This window comes from Schleiferilactobacillus harbinensis, from assembly GCF_008694105.1.
Classification (GTDB): Bacteria; Bacillota; Bacilli; order Lactobacillales; family Lactobacillaceae; genus Schleiferilactobacillus; species Schleiferilactobacillus harbinensis.
Window position 1 is genome coordinate 673,411 of record NZ_CP041364.1, and the last position, 20,916, is coordinate 694,326.

Sequence of the window (20,916 nt, forward strand, 5' to 3'; positions counted from 1 at the left end):
TGTTGCGAAAGGAGCGCGATTTTGTGGCCGAGGATTCTGTACCGGCACCCACTGCCAAGGACCGCATTGCAGCGCGGGTGCATACGCTGGTGGCCCAAATTGACCGTGATCCGCGGGATAAAAAGGCAATGATCGAGCTGGCCCACCTGTTAGTGACCCAAAACGATCTGGATCAGGCTAGCACGCTGCTGACCAAGGCTCTGGGGCTGTTCCCAGATGATGATTTGCTGCAATACAATTTAGCCGTGGTGGCGACGGCTCAGGGTCAGTATTCGATTGCTCAGAAATTGCTGGCCCAGGTCACCGATCCGGTCTTGGCGGCCGACAAGGCTTATACGACTGGCCAAATTTATTACAAACAGCAGCAATATCCCCGAGCACTGGCCTTTGCTTTGACGGCAGTGGATCACAATGGGGCCGATGCGCAATATCAGCTGCTCTATGGGGATATTCTCAGTGCGCTGGAGAATTGGACCTTGGCGGTGCCTGCATTGCAACAGGCCGCCAGTCTGGCGCCCAAGGGATTCAAGCCGCATTTTGATTTGGGCGTCGCCTTGCTGGGGCAGGGCCAGGTGGATGAAGCCCAGGCAGTGTTGGCCCAGGCGGAAAAGATCGATCCGGCCCGTTTCCAGCATCAGCTGACCCTATTCAGTGATATTGGCCGGTTGATGCAGCGTCAGAAGGGGGCAGCCGATCATGGCAGCGACTCGCAATAAAGGGGAAGAAGCTGAAGTCACCGGGCAGGTGATGAGTATTTTCTTCCAAAACCCCACGAATTTCTTCAAGATCATGCTGCTGCACGTGGATCATATCTCGGTGCCTTGGACAGAAAGCGAGATCGTGGTCACCGGAACGTTCGGTACGGTCAAAGAAGACGATACATTGACTTGCATCGGTCATTTAGTGAATCATCCTAAATATGGCCGGCAGTTCGCGGCAGACCGCTACGAACAGGAAACCCCAACGTCTAAGAGCGGCTTGATTGCCTATCTTTCAGATAAGCAGTTTAAAGGGATCGGTCCCAAAACCGCGGAGCGGATCGTGGACCGCTTGGGTTTGGATGCCATTACGAAGATCATCAAAGATCCCCGCAGTTTGGCCGGGGTAGGGCTCACCCAGAAAGTGCAGGACGGATTCGTCGCGACGCTGAAGCAAACCTACGGGATGGAGCGGGTGATGCTTCAACTGAATACTTGGGGGATCCCCAGCAACTTGGCCAGTATGATCTACCAGCGCTATCAAGAGGAAACCCTCACCAAGTTGGAGGAAGATCCTTACCGTTTGGTGACCGATGTCACTGGCGTTGGTTTCCGCCGAGCGGACGAAATTGCCCAATCACTGCAGGTGCTGGCGACCGATCCGCGACGACTGCGCAGCGCCATTTCGGCAGCGTTCAATCGCCTCAACAATGACGAAGGGGCGATTTACACCCAGGCCCCGGTACTGCTGCACACCGCAGTGAATGTGCTGGCCCAAGGGGTCTTGCATCCAACGCCCCCCATGGCAGTGCTGAGCGACGTGTTGAAGGATATGGTGCGGGAAAGAACAGTCATCAGTGAAGACGGCCGCCTGTATTTAGCGACATATTATGAAGCCGAATGGCAAATTGCCAGCGGCTTGAAAAAGCTCCATGAGGCCGACATTGACGCGGACTGGTCGCAGAAAAAGGTCCATGCGGCAGTCACGACAGTGGCTAAGAAATTACAGGTGACATACGATGAGAGTCAAGTTGAAGCCCTAACCACTGCGCTGACCCGACCGGTCTTTCTCTTGACTGGCGGTCCGGGCACGGGTAAAACAACGGTCATCCGGGGGTTGATCGATGCCTATGCGGATCTGCATGACGTTTCCCTGGACCCGGGGGATTACACGGACACTCCGTTTCCCATTCAACTCGCTGCCCCCACTGGGCGTGCGGCGAAGCGGATGAGCGAGCTGACCGGATTGCCGGCGGGCACCATTCACCGGTTGCTGGGCTTGACCGGGCGTGATCCCGGCGAATTATTCAAGGAACCCGGCCCAATCAGTGCCCAACTCGTGATCATTGACGAAATGTCGATGGTTGATATGTTCTTGTTTCGTCAACTGATTCGAGCCATCACCCCCGGCACGCAATTGGTACTGGTGGGGGATAAGGATCAGCTGCCCTCCGTGGGCCCTGGCCAGGTCTTTGCGGATCTGCTCGCCAGCGGGAGTTTGCCGGCGTCCTACTTGACTAAGATCCACCGTCAAGCGGCCGGATCATCGATCGTCCAAATGGCTCATGCCATCAATGACGGTATTATCCCGCCGGACCTGTTCAATAATCAGGCTGACCGCAGTTTTTTTGCTGTTTCTGCCGACCAAGTGCCGGCAGTGGTCGGCCAAGTTGTGGCCCGCGCCCGGGATAAGGGGTTCAGTCCGCTGGACATCCAGGTCTTGGCGCCCATGTACCGCGGTCCGGCTGGGGTCACTCATTTGAATGATGTGCTCCAAGAAGTTTTGAATCCGGCTGCCCCGGATAATCCCAAGGAGATCGTAGTGGGTACTACCCATTACCGTATTGGCGATAAGGTACTGCAATTGGTGAACGATCCGGAGCATAACGTCTTTAACGGCGAAATCGGCCGGGTCACCGCGCTGACGCCGGCCAAGCAGGATACCGATCACCGGGACCGGCTGACCGTGGCCTTCGATGAAACGGAGGTCACGTATGGGCGGGGGGACTTTAACAGTATCACGCGAGCTTATTGCACGACCATCCATAAGGCCCAGGGGAGCGAGTTCCCGCTGGTCATTTTGCCGGTGGTCCATGAATATGGTCGGATGCTGGAACGCAATCTGCTGTATACCGCCATCACCCGGGCTGAAAAGCTGCTGATCATGGTCGGGGAGGAATCAGCGGTGACCCAAGCAATTCACCGGCCAGGGGCGCGCCGAGCGACCACGCTGCCCCAGCGGCTGCAAACGCAGTTCAAGACGGTACCTGCTCAGCGGGCTGCTCAGTCAGCGCCGGACGTTAATGAAGCAGTTGCGGCCGAATTGCCAGAGCCGCCTTTGACGTATCAGATGATCCTGCAGCATCGTATCGATCCGATGATTGGCATGACGGGCATTACGCCCCAGGATTTTCTTAACGCAACAGAAGATAAGGAAGGATAACTCATGGACGAGATACGCAATCAACTGGAGATACGCCCCGTCACAGTACACGAAGTGGATCAGTATAATGATCTTTTACGGTATGTGTTTCAAGTCACCGATCAGGAGCTGGTGGACAGCGGTTATGAATCGGGGGAAATCGTCCGGGCTAAATTGCCCGTAATCAAGGAATCTGATGTGATCGGCTGGTTTAAGGACAAAGAGCTGGTAAGTTCCATGGCCATTTACCCCTGTACCGTGAATATTCACGGGGTATTGTACGCCATGGCCGGGTTGACCGGAGTGGGTACCTACCCGGAATATTCCGGACACGGGTTGATGCATGATCTGATCAAAGTGGGACTAAACCATATGCGGGCGCACGAGCAGTGGATCTCTTTTCTTTACCCGTATTCCATTCCGTTTTATCGCGAAAAGGGCTGGGAGATCATCTCTGATCATCTGACTTTTGACGTCCGCGACACCCAATTGCCCAAACAAGAAGTGGTGCCCGGACACGTGGAACGGGGCGACATTGATGATCCCGATGTGTTCAAGACCTATGACCGTTTTGCCCATCAGACGCACGGAGCAATGATCCGTAATCAGCTGAATTGGGACGAATACTGGCGTTGGGAGAACGAAGAAGAACGCTTCGTGGGTATTTATTATGATGCTCAGGAGCGGCCTACCGGCTATGTGATGTATTGGATTGCCGATGAAGTTTTCCACGTGAAAGAAATGATTTACCTGAATCAGGAAGCGCGGATGGGGTTATGGAATTTCATTGGCGCCCATTTTTCGATGATCACCCATGTGCGGGGCAATATCTATAAGGATGAGCCGCTGGCGTTCTTACTGGATGATGGTGATATCAAGGAGACAATCAAGCCTTACTTCATGGGGCGCATTGTGGACGTTGAGCAATTCTTGAAGCAGTTTCCCTTTGAGCCGGGGACGACGCCGCTCCATTTTAATATCAGTGATCCGTTGGCGGATTGGAACAACGGGGTCTTTGGTATTTATTGGGAAAAGGATGGTCGGGTGCACGTGACTCGGCGACCGGTGGGGGAAAGCGTGACCTGCGATGTGCAGACGCTGACCACGATGCTGATGAGTTACAAACGGCCTTCTTACTTAGCGCAGATTGAACGGTTGACGGCGTCAAAGGCGGCTATTAAGCAGTTGGAGCAGGTTATTCCGCAGCAGACGCCTTATTTTTCGGACTACTTCTGATGTAGCGTCGGGACAAAACAACATCTCTGCTTGCCGTGCCAATGCTCCGCTTGCTACGCATTGGCACTACCACCGTCATACTTCAAACTATTTTTCAATCTAAAAAATCGTCCCCAGAATTTTCTCTGGAGACGATTTTTTCATAGTTGATCATAGTTGTCCAACGGGAGCCAGAAGGGTTGCTGGCAGACGTCGAAGGAAAAGTCGTAGATTTGCTGGCCCATGATTTCGCCGTCTTCTTGGCCGTATTCTGGTTCGCCAAAGGTTAAGTCTAATTGCTTGGTGACGAAATGGTGGGCGCGTTTGCGTTTCAAATGGTTGTGGAACAAGACCATCAAGGCAAACAGGCCGAGAAATTGGAGGGCGCTTGTGCGTTCCAGGACCACCAAGTCCAGCTTGCCGTCCCGCATGGAGGCGGTGGGGGAAACGGTCACGCCGCCGCCGAAGAAGGGGTGATTGGTGGTCGTGACTAGACAGGCCTTGGTGAAGCGTTGGGTACCGGTGTCGGTAGTAATTCGGACGGCGAAGGGGCGTTGTTTGAAGAGAGCGCCGAAGAAATGTACCGGGTAGGCCAAACCGCCCAGATGGATCAGGTTCAGCGCCCGTTTGACCCGGGAATCGTTGGTCGTCGATACGACCCGACCGTCAAAACCAATGCCCACGTTGTTGGTGAAGTACTCCTGGCGCTGTTGGCGGTGATCTACGTAATGACCGATGTCCAACGGCCGGGCCCGGGTGACGGCCAGCACTTCGCGCAGGGCCTTTTCCGGATCTTGGGGCAGGCCCACGGCTCGGGCAAAATCATTGCCCGAGCCGGATGGGACATAAGCAATGGGCAGCGGCGTCAAGTGCGGGTTATCCCGGACCGCGGATTGGACCCCATTGACTGTTTGATGCAGTGTACCGTCACCGCCCAGAACTAAGAGCACCATTTGCCGGTCAGCGGTGGGTTGTTCGGTGCGGGTCAAAGAACGGGCCCAGATGGTCGTATGGCCGGGGTACTGCGATTCATAAACGTGGAAAGAGACCCCGGCGGCTTCGAGCATTTTCAAAATCGTGGGCCACACTTTCCCGGCGTTGCCGTTGCCGGCATGGGTGTTCACCAGTACTGCGTAATGCACTGGTGCTGTTGGCTGTTGCGCATCCGCCAATCTTGGTCAACCTCTCCCTGGACCCCCAGCGGGGGCAAAATGACAAACAAAAGCCAATCAGCACGAAGGCTGATTGGCAACGAACGAGTCCGCTTTACTTGGCATTGACCAGCATGGGTAAAATCATCGGATGGCGTTCAGTCTTCGTAAATAAGAAATCCTGCAACGTATCGGTGATTGCATCCCGGATGGCCCCTTCACTGGGCGGGGTATCACCCTTGAAAGTACCGCGGATCGCCCGGAAGACCCGGCGCTGCGCTTGACTGATCAATTCGCCGGATTCCCGCATGTACACAAAGCCGCGGGAAAGAATATCCGGGCCGGCCAAAATATCGCCGTGCTGATAGTCGATCGTGGCAACGACCACGACCAAACCTTCTTCGGACAATACCCGGCGATCTTTCAGGACAACACTGCCGACGTCACCAACACCGCTGCCGTCAACGTAGACGTCATCAGCGGCGAAATGGCCGGCAATGCGAGCAGAGTCCTTGGTCAGAGCGAGCACGTCACCATTTTCCATAATAAATGAATGATCCTTTGGTACACCGCACAATTCAGCCAGATCGGTATGGATCCGCAGCATCCGGTATTCCCCATGGATCGGCATGAAGTACTCCGGCTTCATCAGCCGCAGCATCAGTTTTTGCTCTTCCTGACCGCCGTGACCAGAGGTATGGATGTTGTTGACCTTACCGTGGATCACATGCGCGCCAGCTTCTTCCAACAGGTTGATCGTGTGGTTCACGGATGTCGTATTCCCAGGAATCGGGTTGGACGAGAAGACCACCGTGTCCCCTGGTTGGATGTGAATCTGCCGGTGGGTACCGGCGGCGATTCGGGAGAGGGCGGCCATCGGTTCACCCTGGGAGCCGGTACACAGAATCATGACTTTGTTGGCTGGCAGGTGATTCAATGTGTTAACATCCACCATTTCTTCATCAGGGATGTGCAAATATCCTAACTCGCGGCCGTTAACGATCGCGGCTTCCATGCTCCGCCCAAAGACCGCAATTTTTCGGCCATTCGCCATGGCCGTTTCACTGGCCTGAGCGATTCGGGAAATATTTGAGGCGAAAGTGGCGAAAATGATCCGGCCTTCGATTTTTTCAAAAATATGGCGCAGCGACTTGCCGACAAACCGTTCCGACTTGGTGAAGGTGGGGATTTCGGCATTGGTGGAGTCCGACATTAATAGTAAAACGCCATCGGAACCGAGTTTCGCCATCCGCTGCAAGTTCGGCGCCGGCTGATCGCCCACTGGGGTCAAATCAAACTTATAGTCGCCGGTTTGGACAATAATGCCCTGAGGCGTGTGCACTGCGATCCCGAGGGTATCGGGAATCGAGTGGGTGGTGCGGAAGAACGTGACACTGAGCTTGCGGAATTTCAGCTCCGAGTCTTCATTCAATTCATGCAGCTCCGTGCTCCGCAACAAGTTGCGTTCTTCCAGCTTGCTCTTAATCAGCGCCAGCGCCAGCGGACCGGCATAAATAGGAATCTCCGGTAATTGCTGCAATAGGAACGGAATCCCGCCGATATGGTCTTCGTGCCCGTGGGTAATGACCAGAGCCTTGATCTTCGACCGGTTTTTGACCAAATACTGATAGTCAGAAATGACGTAATCAATGCCCAGCAGATCATCTTCGGGGAACTTGATCCCGGCATCGATGACCACAATTTCATCCTGAAATTGCACGCCATACATGTTTTTACCGATTTCGCCTAATCCCCCAATGGCAAAAACGGCAACTTCATTATTCTTGATATGAATGGCCATACATTAAAACTCCGTCAATTTGAAGTCCGGGCTCTTTTGCTCGTACGCCAAATGATTACCGGTCAGCTCTTGGATCATTTCAACATTATAGGGGGTGTTTTTCTCCACCAGCTGACGGGCAGCAACCAGGTTGTCTGCTTCTAAATAAAGGGTCTGAGTCGACTCCCGCCGGGGAGTTTGGGTCAAGTTCGGTTGGTACAATACTTTGTAGATCATAAAAATAAATCTCCTTCTGAATTCATTAAATTCCGCACGTGAGGTTGATGCAAGACATCAACGATTAAAGAAAATTGTAGCATAAAACAAGGGGGGCGCCAAGTTAGAGGGCGCAAGCCGGCTGTCCCTCTGCCCTTGCCTCTGTCGGCTGGCGCCCGTTTAGGCATGTCCAGCGGAGCACTTGGCACGGCAGTGAGGGTCCAGTCGTCTACATTACACTGCCATGACGTTTCCCCGGTGTCTGTGGTGTTTTCCTTCAAGTTTTGCTAAAGTGGTTACCATAGTAAGTATCGTTTGGATGCAATCTGGAGAGAGTGGGCCCATGCAGTGGATTATTTTCGCCCTGATCGTCATTGGGGTGGCGGCCGTGGCCGCCTTTTATGGTTTTCGGATATGGCGCCGGCGCCGCACGATGAAAAATATGCGAGCGTACACCAGCCGGGTCACCGCCCGGGTCGTTAATCGGGCGCTGCGTCAACTACAAGGGACAACGAGTCAGTGGCAGGAGAAGCATCTGCCTTTGACCCCGATTGCCCATACCCGGGATTGGGGTCACAAAGCGATCATGGTCTATGAATTTGCCTACACCGGTCCGGCTTTGACTGTCGCGGCCACGGCGCGCACCGAATTGCAGCACGCCGTCAACGCAGCGGCCCAACAGGAGGGTATCGTGGGCGCGGTCATGGATGTACCGCCCTTTGCCATTGTGGATGTGTGGCAGCGGCAGGATGAACGGCATTTTTCCGTGGCTTTCCAGATCAACCAAGCCACGATTGAATACGTGCAAGATATTACGCGGGCCGCGCGGGAAGATGCGGCGGCTCAGGAGAAGAAAGACTAGAGAAAAGGAGCGTGTTTTTTTGCGCCTGATGTTACGTTACGTTCTTCGATATAAGCGATTGCTTTTGGGGAACTTTATCTGTGTATTTGGTTTTATTATTTTGGAACTCGGTTTGCCGACGATGCTGGCACGGATGATCGATGAGGGAATCAATACCCGGCGCCCGGATCGAATCTGGTTTTACGGGATGGTCATGGTCGGGGTGGCCTTGATCGGCTTGATTGGGCTGATTGGCCTGGCTTATTTCGCCAGCCGGATCACCACCAATGTCGTTCGAGATATGCGGGACGATATTTTTGCCCGCACGATTCGTTTTTCCCATGAAGAGCACAATGCCGTGGGGACGGCGTCATTGATTACCCGGACGACGAATGATGCCTTCCAGATCATGAACTTCTTGCAGATGATTCTGCGCACCGGTTTCATGACCCCTTTAATGATCATTGCCAGTGCCTTTTTAATTGTGCGCACCAGTCCGCGCTTGGCCTGGATGGTGTTTGCCGGTATTCCGCTGCTGCTGCTCGGCGTATGGCTGATTGCGGTCCTGTCTAAGCCGCTTTCGGAGAAACAGCAGGGCAATTTAGACAGCATCAACGGCCGGATGCGGGAACAATTATCGGGTATCCGGGTGATTCGGGCTTTTGTGCGGGAAAAATTTGAACAAGCCCGCTTTGGTGAAGTGAACGACGCTTACGCCAACAGCTCCATCAAACTGTTTACCCTGATGGCTTTTGCGCAGCCTGGTTTCTCGATGGTACTGAATGTGATCACCGGGGTCATCATCTGGCAGGGCGCCGTGGCGATTGGTCAAGGCCAGCTGGCTGTCGGCTCATTGATCGCGTTCATTGAATATATTTTCCATGTACTTTTTTCCTTTATTCTTTTTGCCAGCGTTTTCATGATGTATCCCCGGGCGGCGGTTTCAGCTGGCCGAATTGAGGAATTGTTGAACGCTAAAAATGAAATTGAAGGCAAGGATGGCCAGGCGTCACGCGGTCGCGGTGCCGCCGGCGTGGTCTTTGATCACGTGGACTTTGCCTATCCCGGCAATAGCGAAGCAGCTGTGCTGCACGATATCTCGTTTAGCGCCCAGCCGGGGCAGACAGTAGCCTTCATTGGCAGTACCGGCAGCGGCAAGTCCACTTTGATTCAGTTGATTCCGCGATTATTTGATGTGAGTGCCGGGCGGATTTTGGTGACCGGGACGGATGTGCGGGATTACGCGGTCAAAGCATTACGGTCAAAGATTGGGTTTGTGCCCCAAAAAGCGGTGCTGTTTACCGGGACCATTGCGGATAATCTCCGTTATGGTGCCCAGGAAGCAACGGATGACGATCTTTGGGAGGCCCTGCGCATCGCCCAAGCGGCGGATTTCGTGCGGGAACAGCCTGACGGCTTGCAATCGATTTTGACCGAAGGCGGGACCAATCTGTCTGGCGGACAAAAGCAGCGCTTAGCCATCGCCCGAGCCATCGTCCGGCGGCCGGATATTTATATTTTTGATGACAGCTTTTCAGCTTTGGATTACCAAACCGATGCTGAGCTGCGGGCAAACTTAGCCCAAGTGACTCAGCAAGCAATCGTCTTTATTGTGGCCCAGCGGGTCGGCACGATTCGCCATGCGGATCAAATCGTCGTGCTGGATAATGGGGAACTGGTCGGTATGGGCACCCATGAACAGCTCATGGCCACCAATCCGATCTATCAGGAAATTGCCCGGTCGCAACTCAGTGAGGAGGAATTAGCATGAGCCGCGGATTGTTTACTTTACGTCGTTTGTTCCGTTATATCCGCCCCTATCGCTGGTCCTTCTTTGGGGCGTTAGCCGCCACTTTGATCTCGGTAGTGAGCAATGCCATTTGGCCGGTGATCATGGGCTTAGCAGTGACCCGGATTGGGGTCAATGTGGCCGCCCATGCGGCGATTGACTTGCCCTATGTGGCCAAAGTGGTGGTGGCCATGCTGGCCAATGCCCTGGTGTATCAAGTGACTTTGTTTCTTTCTACCTATTGGATGACGATTGCTGTCCAGCGGGCGATGCGCGACTTGCGCCGGGATCTGAGCGACAAGTTGAATCGGCTGCCGGTCCAGTTCTTTGACAGCCATACCCAGGGCAACTTGCTGTCCCGGGTGACCAATGACGTGGACGCCATTACGAACGCCTTGCAGCAAGGGGTGGTGCAAGTGGTGACCTCAGTGATTGGTATCTCGCTGGCGGTCGTGATGATGTACTCCATCAACTGGCTGATGGCCACGATCATGTTGTGGATGCTGCCAGCGTCATTCTTGATTTCTCGGTTTGTCGTTCGCCGCAGCCAGCCTTACTTCCAGGCTCAGCAAAATGCCCTGGGTGAATTGAACGGCACGGTCCAGGAATCGTTCACGGGCTTTACGGTGATCAAACTTTATGGTCAGGAACGGGACGCAGAGAAGAAATTTGCTGGTGCCAACCATAAGCTCGCTGCCAAGGGCTTTAATGCCGCCTTTATTTCCGGCATGATGAGTCCCCTAGTCGGGTTCACCGCCAGTTTGAGTTATGCGGCAGCGGCCACCTTGGGCGGGCTGAACGTGTTAGCCGGCCGGATCCCCTTGGGGAACCTGCAGGCTTTCGTGCAGTATATTTGGCAGGTCAACCAGCCTTTGTCCACGCTGACTCAGCTGTCGGCGGTATTCCAATCCGCCGCGGCTGCCACCAAGCGGGTGTTCAACATTTTGAACGAGCCGGAAGAAAAAGACACCGTCACAGCGAAACTGCCCACGACAGGGGCGGTCCGCGGCCGAGTGGAATTTAAACACGTATCTTTCCGCTATCGGGAAAATCAGCCGTTGATTGAAGACTTGAACTTCGTGGCCGAACCAGGCCAAACTGTGGCCATTGTTGGGCCAACGGGGGCCGGTAAAACGACGATGATCAATCTTTTGCTGCGTTTCTATGATATTGATGCCGGCGAGATCCTGGTGGATGGTGTGAACATCCAGGATATTGCCCGCAGCGCACTGCGCGAACAGTTTGGGATGGTTCTTCAGGATGCCTGGCTGTATCGCGGCTCGATTGCCGATAATATCCGTTTCGGCCGGTTGGATGCCGATGAATACGAAGTGGTGCAGGCCGCTAAGACGGCCAACGTCGATCACTTCGTGCGGACGCTGCCCAATGGGTACCAGATGCAGATCAATGAAGACGCGGACAACATTTCCCAAGGGCAAAAGCAGCTCCTGACTATTGCCCGGGCGGTGATCAAGAATCCGCCGATGATGATTTTGGACGAGGCCACCAGTTCCGTGGATACCCGATTAGAGCTGCTGCTCCAGCGGGCGATGGATCGGGTCATGGCCCACCGCACGAGTTTCGTCATCGCCCATCGGTTATCAACGATTCGAGATGCAGATTTGATCTTGGTGATGCGCCATGGGCAAATTATTGAGCAAGGGAACCATGACGCGCTGCTGGCGGCCAATGGGTTCTATGCCCGGTTGTACAATTCCCAGTTTGCGGACGCCGATCAACTGGCGGACGAAAGCGATTAGCACTTAAGAAAAGGCCGTATCCTTTACCGGGGGCGGCTTTTCGTTTATTTTGTGGTACTATTGAGAATGAAAAATAATTGGAAAGCAGGGTATATTGTGATTTTAATGAAAGACATCGTGCGGGACGGCGATCCCGTTTTGCGGGCCGTCGCCAAACCCGTCTCCTTTCCGCTGAGTGCAGAGGATAAGAAATTGGCTGATGATATGATGGAATACCTGGTCAACAGTCAGGATCCGGATATTGCTAAAAAACATCAGCTCCGGGCCGGCGTGGGCCTGGCTGCCCCGCAAGTCGGCCGCTCGATTCAAATGGCCGCGGTGCTGGTACCGGATAACGACGGCAAGATCATTCTCAAAGAGGTCCTGTCGAATCCCGTGATTACTCGCGAGTCCGTCCGGCCGGCAGCGTTAGCCGAAGGCGAAGGGTGCTTGTCGGTGGATGAAGATGTCCCGGGGTATGTGCCCCGCCATGACCGAGTAACGATTCGCTATCAAGATTTGACTGGGGCGAAGAAGACGCTGCGGCTGAAGGATTACCCCGCTATTGTCTGCCAGCATGAGATCGACCATCTCCGCGGACACCTGTTTTACGATCATATTGACAAGAAGCATCCGTTTAACATCGCTTCGGATGCCGTGATCGTCCAATAGGGAACGCCCGGTTTGACACACTTGGTGTACTCTCGTATACTTAAGCTAATAACGAATTGAATCGCCGTACCCTGTTAGGTGAGGCTCCTGTACGAATATATGCTGCTGCTCAGAAACATCGAGAGATGCCAACGAGTCAACCGGAATTGCTGAAGAAGGCTTTTCCTAATGCAGCTGAACGATGTTCTACGTCGTACAGTGCTAAAGCTCAACGTCGGGACATTCCATTTTTGGTGTGCTCGCGTGAGCACACCATTTTTTTGTACAGAATAAGCCCACCACTGGGCGGCGATCATCGATGAAAGGATGGTGATTGGAATGAAACACGAACCCTTACCTGGCCCTGCTGATCCGGATGATAGACCGCGCAGGGTAAGTTTCATTTGGTCACCATTCTGTCTGTAAGAATGGTGCCGCAACTCCCCCTGCGCTGTAGAGAGGAGTTTGACAGTGTTCATTAAAAAGAATCACACCCAACTGGCTGCTGAGAAGCAGACTGAATTAAAGCAATTGAGCGGCTACACCCAAGACCAAATTCTGGCCCAACTCCAGACCCGGCTCAGTGGGCTGGACGAGGCCGAAGTGGGCCAACGGCAATTACAATACGGCGAAAACACCGTGCGGTCCCAAGGAGCGCTGCCGGCGTATCGGGTATTGCTCGCCGCGTTCAATGATCCATTTGTCTATGTCTTATTGTTTTTGATGATCGTTTCGGCGCTGACCAATGATCGGGACGGGGCGATCGTCATGGCCATCATGATCCTGTTATCCGTGCTGATCCGGTTTACCCAAGAATACCGGTCCCAGAAGGCCAGCGCGGCGCTGACGAAGCTGATCCAGAATACCACCGCCGTGACTCGCGGCGGGATCACCCGGGAACTGCCCATGGACGCAGTAGTGCCGGGGGACATCGTGACCCTGAGCACTGGCGACATGATTCCGGCGGATGCTTATTTGTTAACGACCAAGGACTTGTTTGTCAATCAGTCCTCACTCACCGGCGAAGCGATGCCGGTGGAAAAGCGCGCGCACTTCGATTTATCCGAACTGTCTGACGAAGCGACGGCTTTTGACTATCCGAATCTGGTGTACATGGGCACTGATGTCCTGTCCGGGTCCGGTCTAGCGGTCATTTTGAAGACTGGGGCGGATACGTTCTTCGGCGATATTGCCCAGAGTGCCACCGAAGTGCAGGGTCCCAGCAATTTTGATACGGGGATGCGCCAGATCAGCCGTTTCTTGATCGGTATGATGCTGATTCTGGTACCGATCGTCTTTCTGATCAATGGCTTGACCAAGCACGATTGGTCCCAGGCTTTCTTCTTTGCGATTGCCGTGGCGGTGGGGCTGACCCCAGAGATGCTGCCAATGATCGTGAACAGCAATCTGGCGAAGGGTGCTTTGGCGATGGCCAAAAAGAAAGTCATCGTCAAGCATCTGCACGCCATTCAAAATCTTGGCGCGATCGACACGTTATTTACCGATAAAACGGGGACCATTACGGAAGACCGAGTCGTCGTCATGCGGCATGTTGACGCCTTGGGTGAAAAGGACGACTCCGTACTGCGGCTCGCCTATATGAACTCGAATTATCAAACCGGCTGGCGCAATCTAATGGATCAGGCCGTCATTGATTACGTCGCGAAACATAAAGAAGAATTAAGCGACATTCCTGATAAGCTGACGAAAGTGGATGAAATTCCGTTTGACTTTGATCGGCGGCGCCTCACGGTTGTCGTCGACAGCGGCGACCATCAATGGATGATCACTAAAGGGGCGTTCGAGGAAATGATCCACGTGTCTGACTATGTCTTGATCAACGGTCAGGTCACTCCGATGACCGGCGCCTTGCACGACCGGCTGGTCCAGACCAATGACGCATTGAACCAAGCCGGCATGCGGGTACTGGCCGTGGCCTACCGGATGGATGTCCATGAGCAAAGTGTGTATGCTGTTGCGGATGAACATAACATGATCTTAGCCGGTTTTCTCGGCTTCTTGGATCCGGCCAAGCCGGATGCGAAGGAGGCCATCAGTCTGCTGAATGACCACGGCGTCCACGTGAAGGTTTTGACCGGGGATAATGCCATTATTACCCAGCACGTTGCCCAGCAAGTGGGAATCGCCAATACAGCGGTGCTCGCCGGCAACGATGTGGATGACATGGATGATCAAACTTTGACCAAGGCCGTCAACACCCACGATTTATTTGTCAAACTGAATCCGTTGCAAAAGGCTCGGATCATCAATGTGATGAAAGGGCACGGGCACACAGTGGGGTTCATGGGCGACGGAATCAACGACGCTCCGGCGCTGCGCCAAGCCGACGTGGGCATCTCTGTGGATAATGCGGCCGACATCACCAAAGACGTGAGCGGCATTATCCTGCTGGAGAAGTCGCTCCTGGTTTTAGAAGACGGTATCTTGGAAGGCCGGCGAGTTTACGCCAATGCCATGAAATATATCAAGATGACGATCTCCTCGAACTTCGGGAATGCCTTATCGGTACTCATTGCCAGCATTTTCCTGCCGTTTCTGCCGATGCTGTCGATCCAGCTGCTGGTCCAGAATCTGATCTACGATACGGCCCAGATGGCGATTCCCTGGGACAACGTGGATGATGAGACCTTGGCCCAGCCGACACCATGGCGGGCGGAGGGGCTGTTCCGCTATACCGTGCTGTTCGGCCCGTTGTCATCGATCTTTGACGTCCTGACCTTCCTCTTCCTGTGGTTCGGTCTCGGCATCGGCGCCCACGCGGCCAGTATTCCGTGGCAGCACGTTTTCCAGGCCGGCTGGTTTGTGGAAGGGTTGTTCACGCAAACTCTGATCGTGCATATTTTCCGGACGCGGCATATCCCCAGTCTAAAGACGCCGGCCAGCGCTGTTGTCCTGCTGTCCACGGCACTGGCTTTAGCCGTGGGCGGGCTGCTTGTCCTGACGCCGTTGCGGACGGCTTTTGATTTTGGCCGCTTGCCCTGGCATTTCTGGCCAATAGTGCTCCTGATTATCGCTGGGTATATTCTGACCGTTGAGATCAGCAAGGCCCTCTACGTCCGGCGAACCGGGGAGTGGTTGTGAGAAATGTCCCGACCGCTGTTGGCAGGGCCAGTGCCATTCGCTACAATGGAACTAACGAAACGCACTACGAAGGAGTTCATTAATTGTGACGAAAGCGACGCACGAATATTCATATCCCTTGCGCTCGGAATGGTCCACGGCGGAGGTCACTACCGTGATGGCCTTTTACAACGCGGTGGAAGAAGCCTATGAGGGCGGCACCCCCGCCGCTGATTTGCTGGATGCCTACGCGGCCTTTAAGACCGTGGTCCCGGATAAAATGACAGAAAAGCAGTTGGACGCAGCCTTCACGGAGGCGTCCGGCTATTCCCTGTACCGGGCCGTCCAAGCAGCGAAGCAGGCGGGGCCGACCGTCCGGTTGACAGGCGGTGAGCAGCGTGGATAAGGCAGAAACGGCGCTGCTCGCCCTGCGGATGCGGGATTGGGTCTCCCAGGCCGGGGCCCATATCCGCCATCACATCCACGACCCGCTGCACGTCCAAACGAAGAGCAGCCGCAAGGATCTGGTGACGAATCTCGATAAACAGACTGAACGGGATTTAATTGCGGCCATTCGCACTGAATATCCCCAGGCTCAGATCATGGGTGAAGAAGGCAGCGGCGATCACGTCACGGATCTTAAGGGCCTAGTATTCTTTGTTGATCCCATTGACGGCACCATGAATTTTGTCAAACAGAAATATAATTTTGCCATTATGATTGGCGCGTATATTGACGGCGCGCCCCATGTGGGGGTCATCCTGAACGTCATGCGGCAGGAACTGTACTGGGGCGGACCGCAACTGGGTGTTTTCAAAAATGAGACACCCATTAAAGCCGTTTCGCCGCTTTCCTTGGAAGACGGGCTATTCGGAATCAATTCCGGCATGCTGGCCTACGACCGCTATCATAGCCATCAGTTATTCAAGACCAGTGCCGGGATGCGGATCCTGGGCAGTGCCGGCATTGAATATATTCAGCTGCTGGAAGGCCGCCAAGTGGCCTACCTGAGCCATTTGGCGCCCTGGGATGTGGCCGCGGGCCGCGTCATGGCTGAGACGCTGGGGATGTCGGTGAGCCGTCTTGACGGTCACCCGCTTGATATGCTATCATCAGGCGATGTATTAATAGCGACAGCGCCGACTGTGGCTGACATCCGGGCCATCGCGCTGGATCAGCCCAGATAACGGCAATTTGAGTTAGGCAGTAGGCAGAGACTGGTACCGAAGGGGCCAGTCTCTTGTCATATGAACATCATTGTACCGCTTACAACGCTGTATTGTTTCAGAAAGGAAGAAATGTAATTTGAAAACTCGTGAGGACATCCGGAATATTGCGATCATTGCGCACGTTGACCACGGCAAAACGACGATGGTCAATGAATTGCTTAAGCAATCCGATACACTGCCCGAACATATGCACTTGGAGGACCGGGCGCTAGATTCTAACGCAATTGAACGGGAACGGGGTATCACGATCCTTTCCAAGAATACGGCGGTCCAGTATGGCAAGACCAAGATCAATATCCTGGACACCCCGGGACATGCGGACTTCGGCGGCGAAGTTGAACGGATCATGAAGATGGTTGACGGGGTCTTGCTGGTGGTTGATGCCTATGAAGGCACCATGCCCCAGACTCGGTTCGTATTGAAGAAAGCTTTGGAACAACATTTGACCCCGATCGTGGTCATCAACAAAATCGACCGTCCGGGCGCTCGTCCGGAAGAAGTCGTCGATGAAGTATTGGAACTCTTCATTGAATTAGGCGCTGACGAGGATCAGTTGGAGTTCCCCGTGGTTTACACCTCCGCGGTCAATGGGACGTCCAGCTTGGATTCCGACGTGGCGACCCAAGAGCACACGATGAACTATCTGTTTGATACCATCGTGAAGACGATTCCGGCACCGTTGGACAACAGCGACGAACCATTGCAGTTCCAAGTCGCGATGCTGGATTACAACGATTATGTTGGCCGCATTGGGATCGGCCGGATTTTCCGCGGCGCGATCCACCTGGGCGACAACGTCTCCGTATTGAAGCTGGACGGCACGAAGAAGAATTTCCGCGTGACCAAGATCTTCGGCTTCTTCGGGTTGAAGCGGGTCGAAGTCGACTCCGCTAAGGCTGGGGATTTGATTGCTGTTTCCGGGATGGAAGATATTTTCGTCGGTGAGACGGTCACGCCCCAAGATCATCCCGATGCACTGCCGATTTTACGGATCGACGAACCGACCTTGCAGATGACTTTCTTGGCTAATGATTCGCCGTTTGCCGGGCAAGAGGGGACCGAAGTCACTTCCCGCAAGCTGGAAGACCGGTTGAAGAGCCAGTTGCATACTGATGTTTCCCTGCGGGTTGAAGACACCGATATGCCCAGTGCTTGGGTCGTTTCTGGCCGTGGTGAACTGCATTTGTCCATTCTGGTGGAAGAAATGCGGCGTGAAGGCTTCGAACTGCAACTGTCTCGTCCAGAAGTTATCTACAAAGATATTGATGGCGTGACCTGCGAGCCTTTTGAGTCCGTGCAGATCGACACGCCGAACCAATATGTCGGCAGTGTCATTGATTCCATGTCCCAACGCAAGGGCGAAATGCAGAACATGGAAACGACCGATAACGGCCAGACCCGGTTGACCTTTATGGCACCGGCGCGAGGCTTGATTGGTTACAGCACAGAATTCATGTCCCAGACTGGTGGTTACGGGATCATGAACCATACGTTTGCAAAGTACCTGCCGGTGATCAAGAACTGGACGCCTGGTCGGCGGACCGGGGCGCTGGTTTCCATTAACCAGGGCACGGCGACAACTTACAGCCTGCAAGGGGTTGAAGACCGGGGCACGCTGTTCGTTGACGCTGGGGTTCAGGTCTACGAAGGAATGATCGTTGGTGAATCCAGCCGGGAGCAAGATATCGGCGTGAACGTCACCAAGGGTAAGAATCTGACCAACACCCGGGCGGCCGGGAAAGACCACGCCGCTGCCATTCGGACACCGCGGTCTCTGTCTTTGGAAGAATCTATTGAGTTCTTGAACGAAGACGAATACTGCGAAGTAACTCCGAAGAGCATTCGGTTGCGCAAGAAGATCCTGAACACGTCTGCTCGGATGAAGGCTGCTAAACGAGCCAAAGTCGCTGCAAAAGACGATAAATAATTTTCTGAATTTTTAGCAAGCCGTGTTTCCTGTGAGGGGAATGCGGCTTGCTTTTTGTTAAGTCCCGTTTAACCGCTAGGGCCAAGCGAACGGCGTGTTATAATGGACCTATTCAATTTTTCGGAAAGGGTGGCCTGGATGCGTAAACGGCTTGCTCATATTGACTACTTCATCTTGATTCCATACTTGGTATTGCTGGGGATTGGGATCGTCATGGTGTATTCAGCGAGTTCGGATATCATGGCAGCGGCTGGCAAATCACCAACAGCATATTTGAATCGTCAGACTATTTTTGTCATCGGCGGACTGTTTGCCGCGGCCTTGGGTTTTATTTTACCGCTGCGCCTGTTTGCCAGCGGCCGATTCGTCCGGCTGGCCGTGGGCGTCACGATGGCCATGTTGTTCGGTTTGCTGGTGATGGGCTATTTCCGGCCCGATTTGAAGGTTAATGGGGCTATGGCGTGGTTTGACGTCGGTTTCTTCAATGTCCAGCCGGTGGAAATCGCTAAATTGGTCCTGGTCCTGTATCTCGCCCGGATTTTATCGCGCCGGGAAGAAAAGCTGACTCGGTTCCATGAAGCCGTCCGCCAAATTATTGCCCCCATGATCGTGGCCGGGTTAATGGCGATGTTCGTCCTGTTGGAGCCCGATACTGGCGGGATGGCCATTCTGCTCTTTCTCACGCTGTTGATGATTGCCGCTTCTGGTATTAAATGGTCTTACGGCGCCCTCATCATGGGCGGGGTTGTCGGTTTCAGCATCGGCGGTTTGCAGATCATGCGTTCAATTGATTTGCCTTGGTTGAAACAGAGTTATCAAATTAAACGATTGTTGGCTTTTTTCCATCCATTCAAATTGGAAAACTCCGTTGGCCGGCAACTGGTCAATTCGTATTACGCCATCAGCAATGGCGGCTGGTTCGGGGTCGGCATCGGCAACAGTATTCAGAAAAAGGGCTATCTGCCTGAACCGTACACGGACTTTATTATGTCGGTCATCACGGAGGAACTGGGCATCATTGGGGCGATCGTGGTCTTGGGAATCCTGTTCTTCCTGATTGGCCGGATCGTGCTGGTCGGAATTCGCGCCCAGTCAGCTTACCGCTCACTGTTGTGTTACGGGATCGGCGCCTGGCTGTTTGTCCAGACATTGTTCAATGTTGGCGGGATGAGCGGGTTGTTGCCCATTACTGGGGTAACACTCCCGTTTATCAGTTACGGCGGTTCCTCCATGCTGATGCTGTCGGCGGCGATTGGTCTGGCCATGAATGTCAGTTGTGTTGAACAAGTTGAACGGGAACGTCAGCAAGAAAGGGGAAGAACCAGTGCCCAAGCAAAATGAAGCCATTCCTGCACCGCGGACTGGGATCACCGTGTGGCTGTATTCGGCTAAACAGGCGCGTAAATTGCGCCGGTTCGGGCTCGTGTATTATGTGTCGGAACGGATGAAATATGCGGTGCTATACGTGGACAGTGAGGCGGCGGCCAGAACGATTCAGCAGCTGCAAAAACAGCGCTTTGTGCGGAATGTGAGTGTATCCCCCCACGGGACAATTGCCACCGAGTATACGCACCAGCTGATTGGTGAACGGAAGGAAGACGATGACTGATGCGGGTTATTTCAGGAGAGTTCGGCGGTCGGCGGTTGCAAGCTGTGCCGGGCAATAAGACGCGGCCCACGACTGACAAGGTGAAAGAGAACTTGTTCAATATTTTGGGCCCGTATTTTTCTGGCGGTACTGTCCTCGATTTATTCGCTGGGACCGGCGGTTTGGGCATCGAGGCGGTTTCTCGCGGGATGGACGCGGCTGTCTTGGTTGACCGCCAAGGCGCGGCGATCAAAGTGATTCACCATAACGTGGCGGTCACCAAAGTGCCGGATCGTTTTACTATCGTTCATGCCACGGCTTCGGCCTATTTGCAGCGGGCGGTGGGGACAATTCAATTTGATTTGGTCTTTCTGGATCCGCCCTATGCCCAGCAAAAGATTGTAGAAACGATTACGGATCTGGCCCATGATGGTTTGCTGACCCCAGGCGCTCAGATTGTGGCCGAAACGGATACCAAGGTGGCCTATCCCGATGTGCCCGGTTTCTCATTGCGCCGTCAAGTAAATTATGGCATTACTGAGTTGGCTATTTTTCAATATGAAGGAGGTTTGGAATGATTGCTGATTAA

At 54.0% G+C, this 20,916-nt stretch carries 17 protein-coding genes and 1 riboswitch; of the genes, 14 read left to right on the forward strand and 3 right to left on the reverse strand.

Annotation, left to right across the window (positions count from 1 at the left end; translation table 11 throughout):
- The first annotated feature begins 23 nt into the window (after positions 1–23).
- Genes FMM01_RS03715 through FMM01_RS03725 form a run of 3 tightly spaced genes read left to right on the forward strand, consistent with a single transcriptional unit; the run spans position 24 to position 4,356 of the window.
- Positions 24–716, forward strand: a complete 693-nt coding sequence (locus tag FMM01_RS03715; RefSeq protein ID WP_190973448.1) for a tetratricopeptide repeat protein — start codon at positions 24–26, stop codon at positions 714–716.
- Complete coding sequence (gene recD2 / locus FMM01_RS03720; RefSeq protein WP_063515170.1) at positions 697–3,141, forward strand: SF1B family DNA helicase RecD2; 2,445 nt, start codon at positions 697–699, stop codon at positions 3,139–3,141. The genes FMM01_RS03715 and recD2 overlap by 20 nt, the downstream gene beginning before the upstream one ends.
- A 3-nt stretch (positions 3,142–3,144) precedes the next feature.
- Entirely contained in the window at positions 3,145–4,356 is a 1,212-nt protein-coding gene (locus FMM01_RS03725; protein WP_027827336.1) for a GNAT family N-acetyltransferase, read from the forward strand.
- Positions 4,357–4,496: 140 nt separating this feature from the next.
- Here FMM01_RS03725 and FMM01_RS03730 read toward each other — a convergent pair whose 3' ends face one another.
- The 3 genes from FMM01_RS03730 to FMM01_RS03740 all read right to left on the reverse strand — a co-directional run bounded on the left by FMM01_RS03730 (position 4,497) and on the right by FMM01_RS03740 (position 7,503).
- Complete coding sequence (locus tag FMM01_RS03730) at positions 4,497–5,507, reverse strand: diacylglycerol/lipid kinase family protein (protein WP_150391694.1); 1,011 nt, start codon at positions 5,505–5,507, stop codon at positions 4,497–4,499.
- Between the two features lie 94 nt (positions 5,508–5,601).
- Positions 5,602–7,287, reverse strand: a complete 1,686-nt coding sequence (gene rnjA / locus FMM01_RS03735) for a ribonuclease J1 (protein ID WP_027827338.1) — start codon at positions 7,285–7,287, stop codon at positions 5,602–5,604.
- A gap of 3 nt (positions 7,288–7,290) precedes the next feature.
- On the reverse strand, positions 7,291–7,503 hold the full coding sequence (locus tag FMM01_RS03740) for a DNA-directed RNA polymerase subunit epsilon (RefSeq protein ID WP_027827339.1): 213 nt from the start codon (positions 7,501–7,503) through the stop codon (positions 7,291–7,293).
- A 322-nt stretch (positions 7,504–7,825) separates the two neighbouring features.
- On the opposite strand from FMM01_RS03740, the gene FMM01_RS03745 reads away from it, so the two are divergent.
- From FMM01_RS03745 to rsmD, 11 genes are all read left to right on the forward strand, one after another.
- Positions 7,826–8,344: a hypothetical protein gene (locus FMM01_RS03745; protein WP_063515171.1), complete on the forward strand. Its 519-nt coding sequence runs from the start codon at positions 7,826–7,828 to the stop codon at positions 8,342–8,344.
- Between the two features lie 19 nt (positions 8,345–8,363).
- Positions 8,364–10,094 (forward strand): ABC transporter ATP-binding protein, encoded by a 1,731-nt coding sequence (locus FMM01_RS03750; RefSeq protein WP_027827341.1) that lies wholly within the window; start codon positions 8,364–8,366, stop codon positions 10,092–10,094.
- The gene (locus FMM01_RS03755; protein ID WP_150391695.1) at positions 10,091–11,872 is read left to right on the forward strand and encodes an ABC transporter ATP-binding protein; all 1,782 of its coding nucleotides are present in this window, start codon (positions 10,091–10,093) and stop codon (positions 11,870–11,872) included. The genes FMM01_RS03750 and FMM01_RS03755 overlap by 4 nt, the downstream gene beginning before the upstream one ends.
- 96 nt (positions 11,873–11,968) lie before the next feature.
- Positions 11,969–12,523: a peptide deformylase gene (def, locus tag FMM01_RS03760; RefSeq protein WP_027827343.1), complete on the forward strand. Its 555-nt coding sequence runs from the start codon at positions 11,969–11,971 to the stop codon at positions 12,521–12,523.
- Between the two features lie 63 nt (positions 12,524–12,586).
- Positions 12,587–12,749: riboswitch (M-box (ykoK) riboswitch) on the forward strand.
- Between the two features lie 224 nt (positions 12,750–12,973).
- Positions 12,974–15,604 carry a magnesium-translocating P-type ATPase gene (gene mgtA / locus FMM01_RS03765; RefSeq protein ID WP_414160645.1) on the forward strand — a complete coding sequence of 877 codons (2,631 nt, stop codon included), beginning with the start codon at positions 12,974–12,976 and terminating at the stop codon, positions 15,602–15,604.
- 85 nt (positions 15,605–15,689) lie between these two features.
- On the forward strand, positions 15,690–15,989 hold the full coding sequence (locus tag FMM01_RS03770) for a UPF0223 family protein (RefSeq protein WP_150391696.1): 300 nt from the start codon (positions 15,690–15,692) through the stop codon (positions 15,987–15,989).
- On the forward strand, positions 15,982–16,770 hold the full coding sequence (locus FMM01_RS03775; protein WP_082230943.1) for an inositol monophosphatase family protein: 789 nt from the start codon (positions 15,982–15,984) through the stop codon (positions 16,768–16,770). Before FMM01_RS03770 ends, FMM01_RS03775 begins: the two co-directional genes overlap by 8 nt.
- Before the next feature lie 118 nt (positions 16,771–16,888).
- Positions 16,889–18,739 (forward strand): translational GTPase TypA, encoded by a 1,851-nt coding sequence (typA, locus tag FMM01_RS03780; RefSeq protein WP_150391697.1) that lies wholly within the window; start codon positions 16,889–16,891, stop codon positions 18,737–18,739.
- 138 nt (positions 18,740–18,877) lie between these two features.
- Entirely contained in the window at positions 18,878–20,080 is a 1,203-nt protein-coding gene (locus FMM01_RS03785) for an FtsW/RodA/SpoVE family cell cycle protein (RefSeq protein WP_150391698.1), read from the forward strand.
- On the forward strand, positions 20,064–20,348 hold the full coding sequence (locus FMM01_RS03790) for a YlbG family protein (RefSeq protein ID WP_162143207.1): 285 nt from the start codon (positions 20,064–20,066) through the stop codon (positions 20,346–20,348). The genes FMM01_RS03785 and FMM01_RS03790 overlap by 17 nt, the downstream gene beginning before the upstream one ends.
- A complete protein-coding gene (gene rsmD, locus FMM01_RS03795; protein ID WP_150391700.1) occupies positions 20,348–20,905 on the forward strand; it encodes a 16S rRNA (guanine(966)-N(2))-methyltransferase RsmD in 558 nt (185 codons plus the stop codon). The genes FMM01_RS03790 and rsmD overlap by 1 nt, the downstream gene beginning before the upstream one ends.
- The last annotated feature ends 11 nt before the right edge of the window (positions 20,906–20,916 follow it).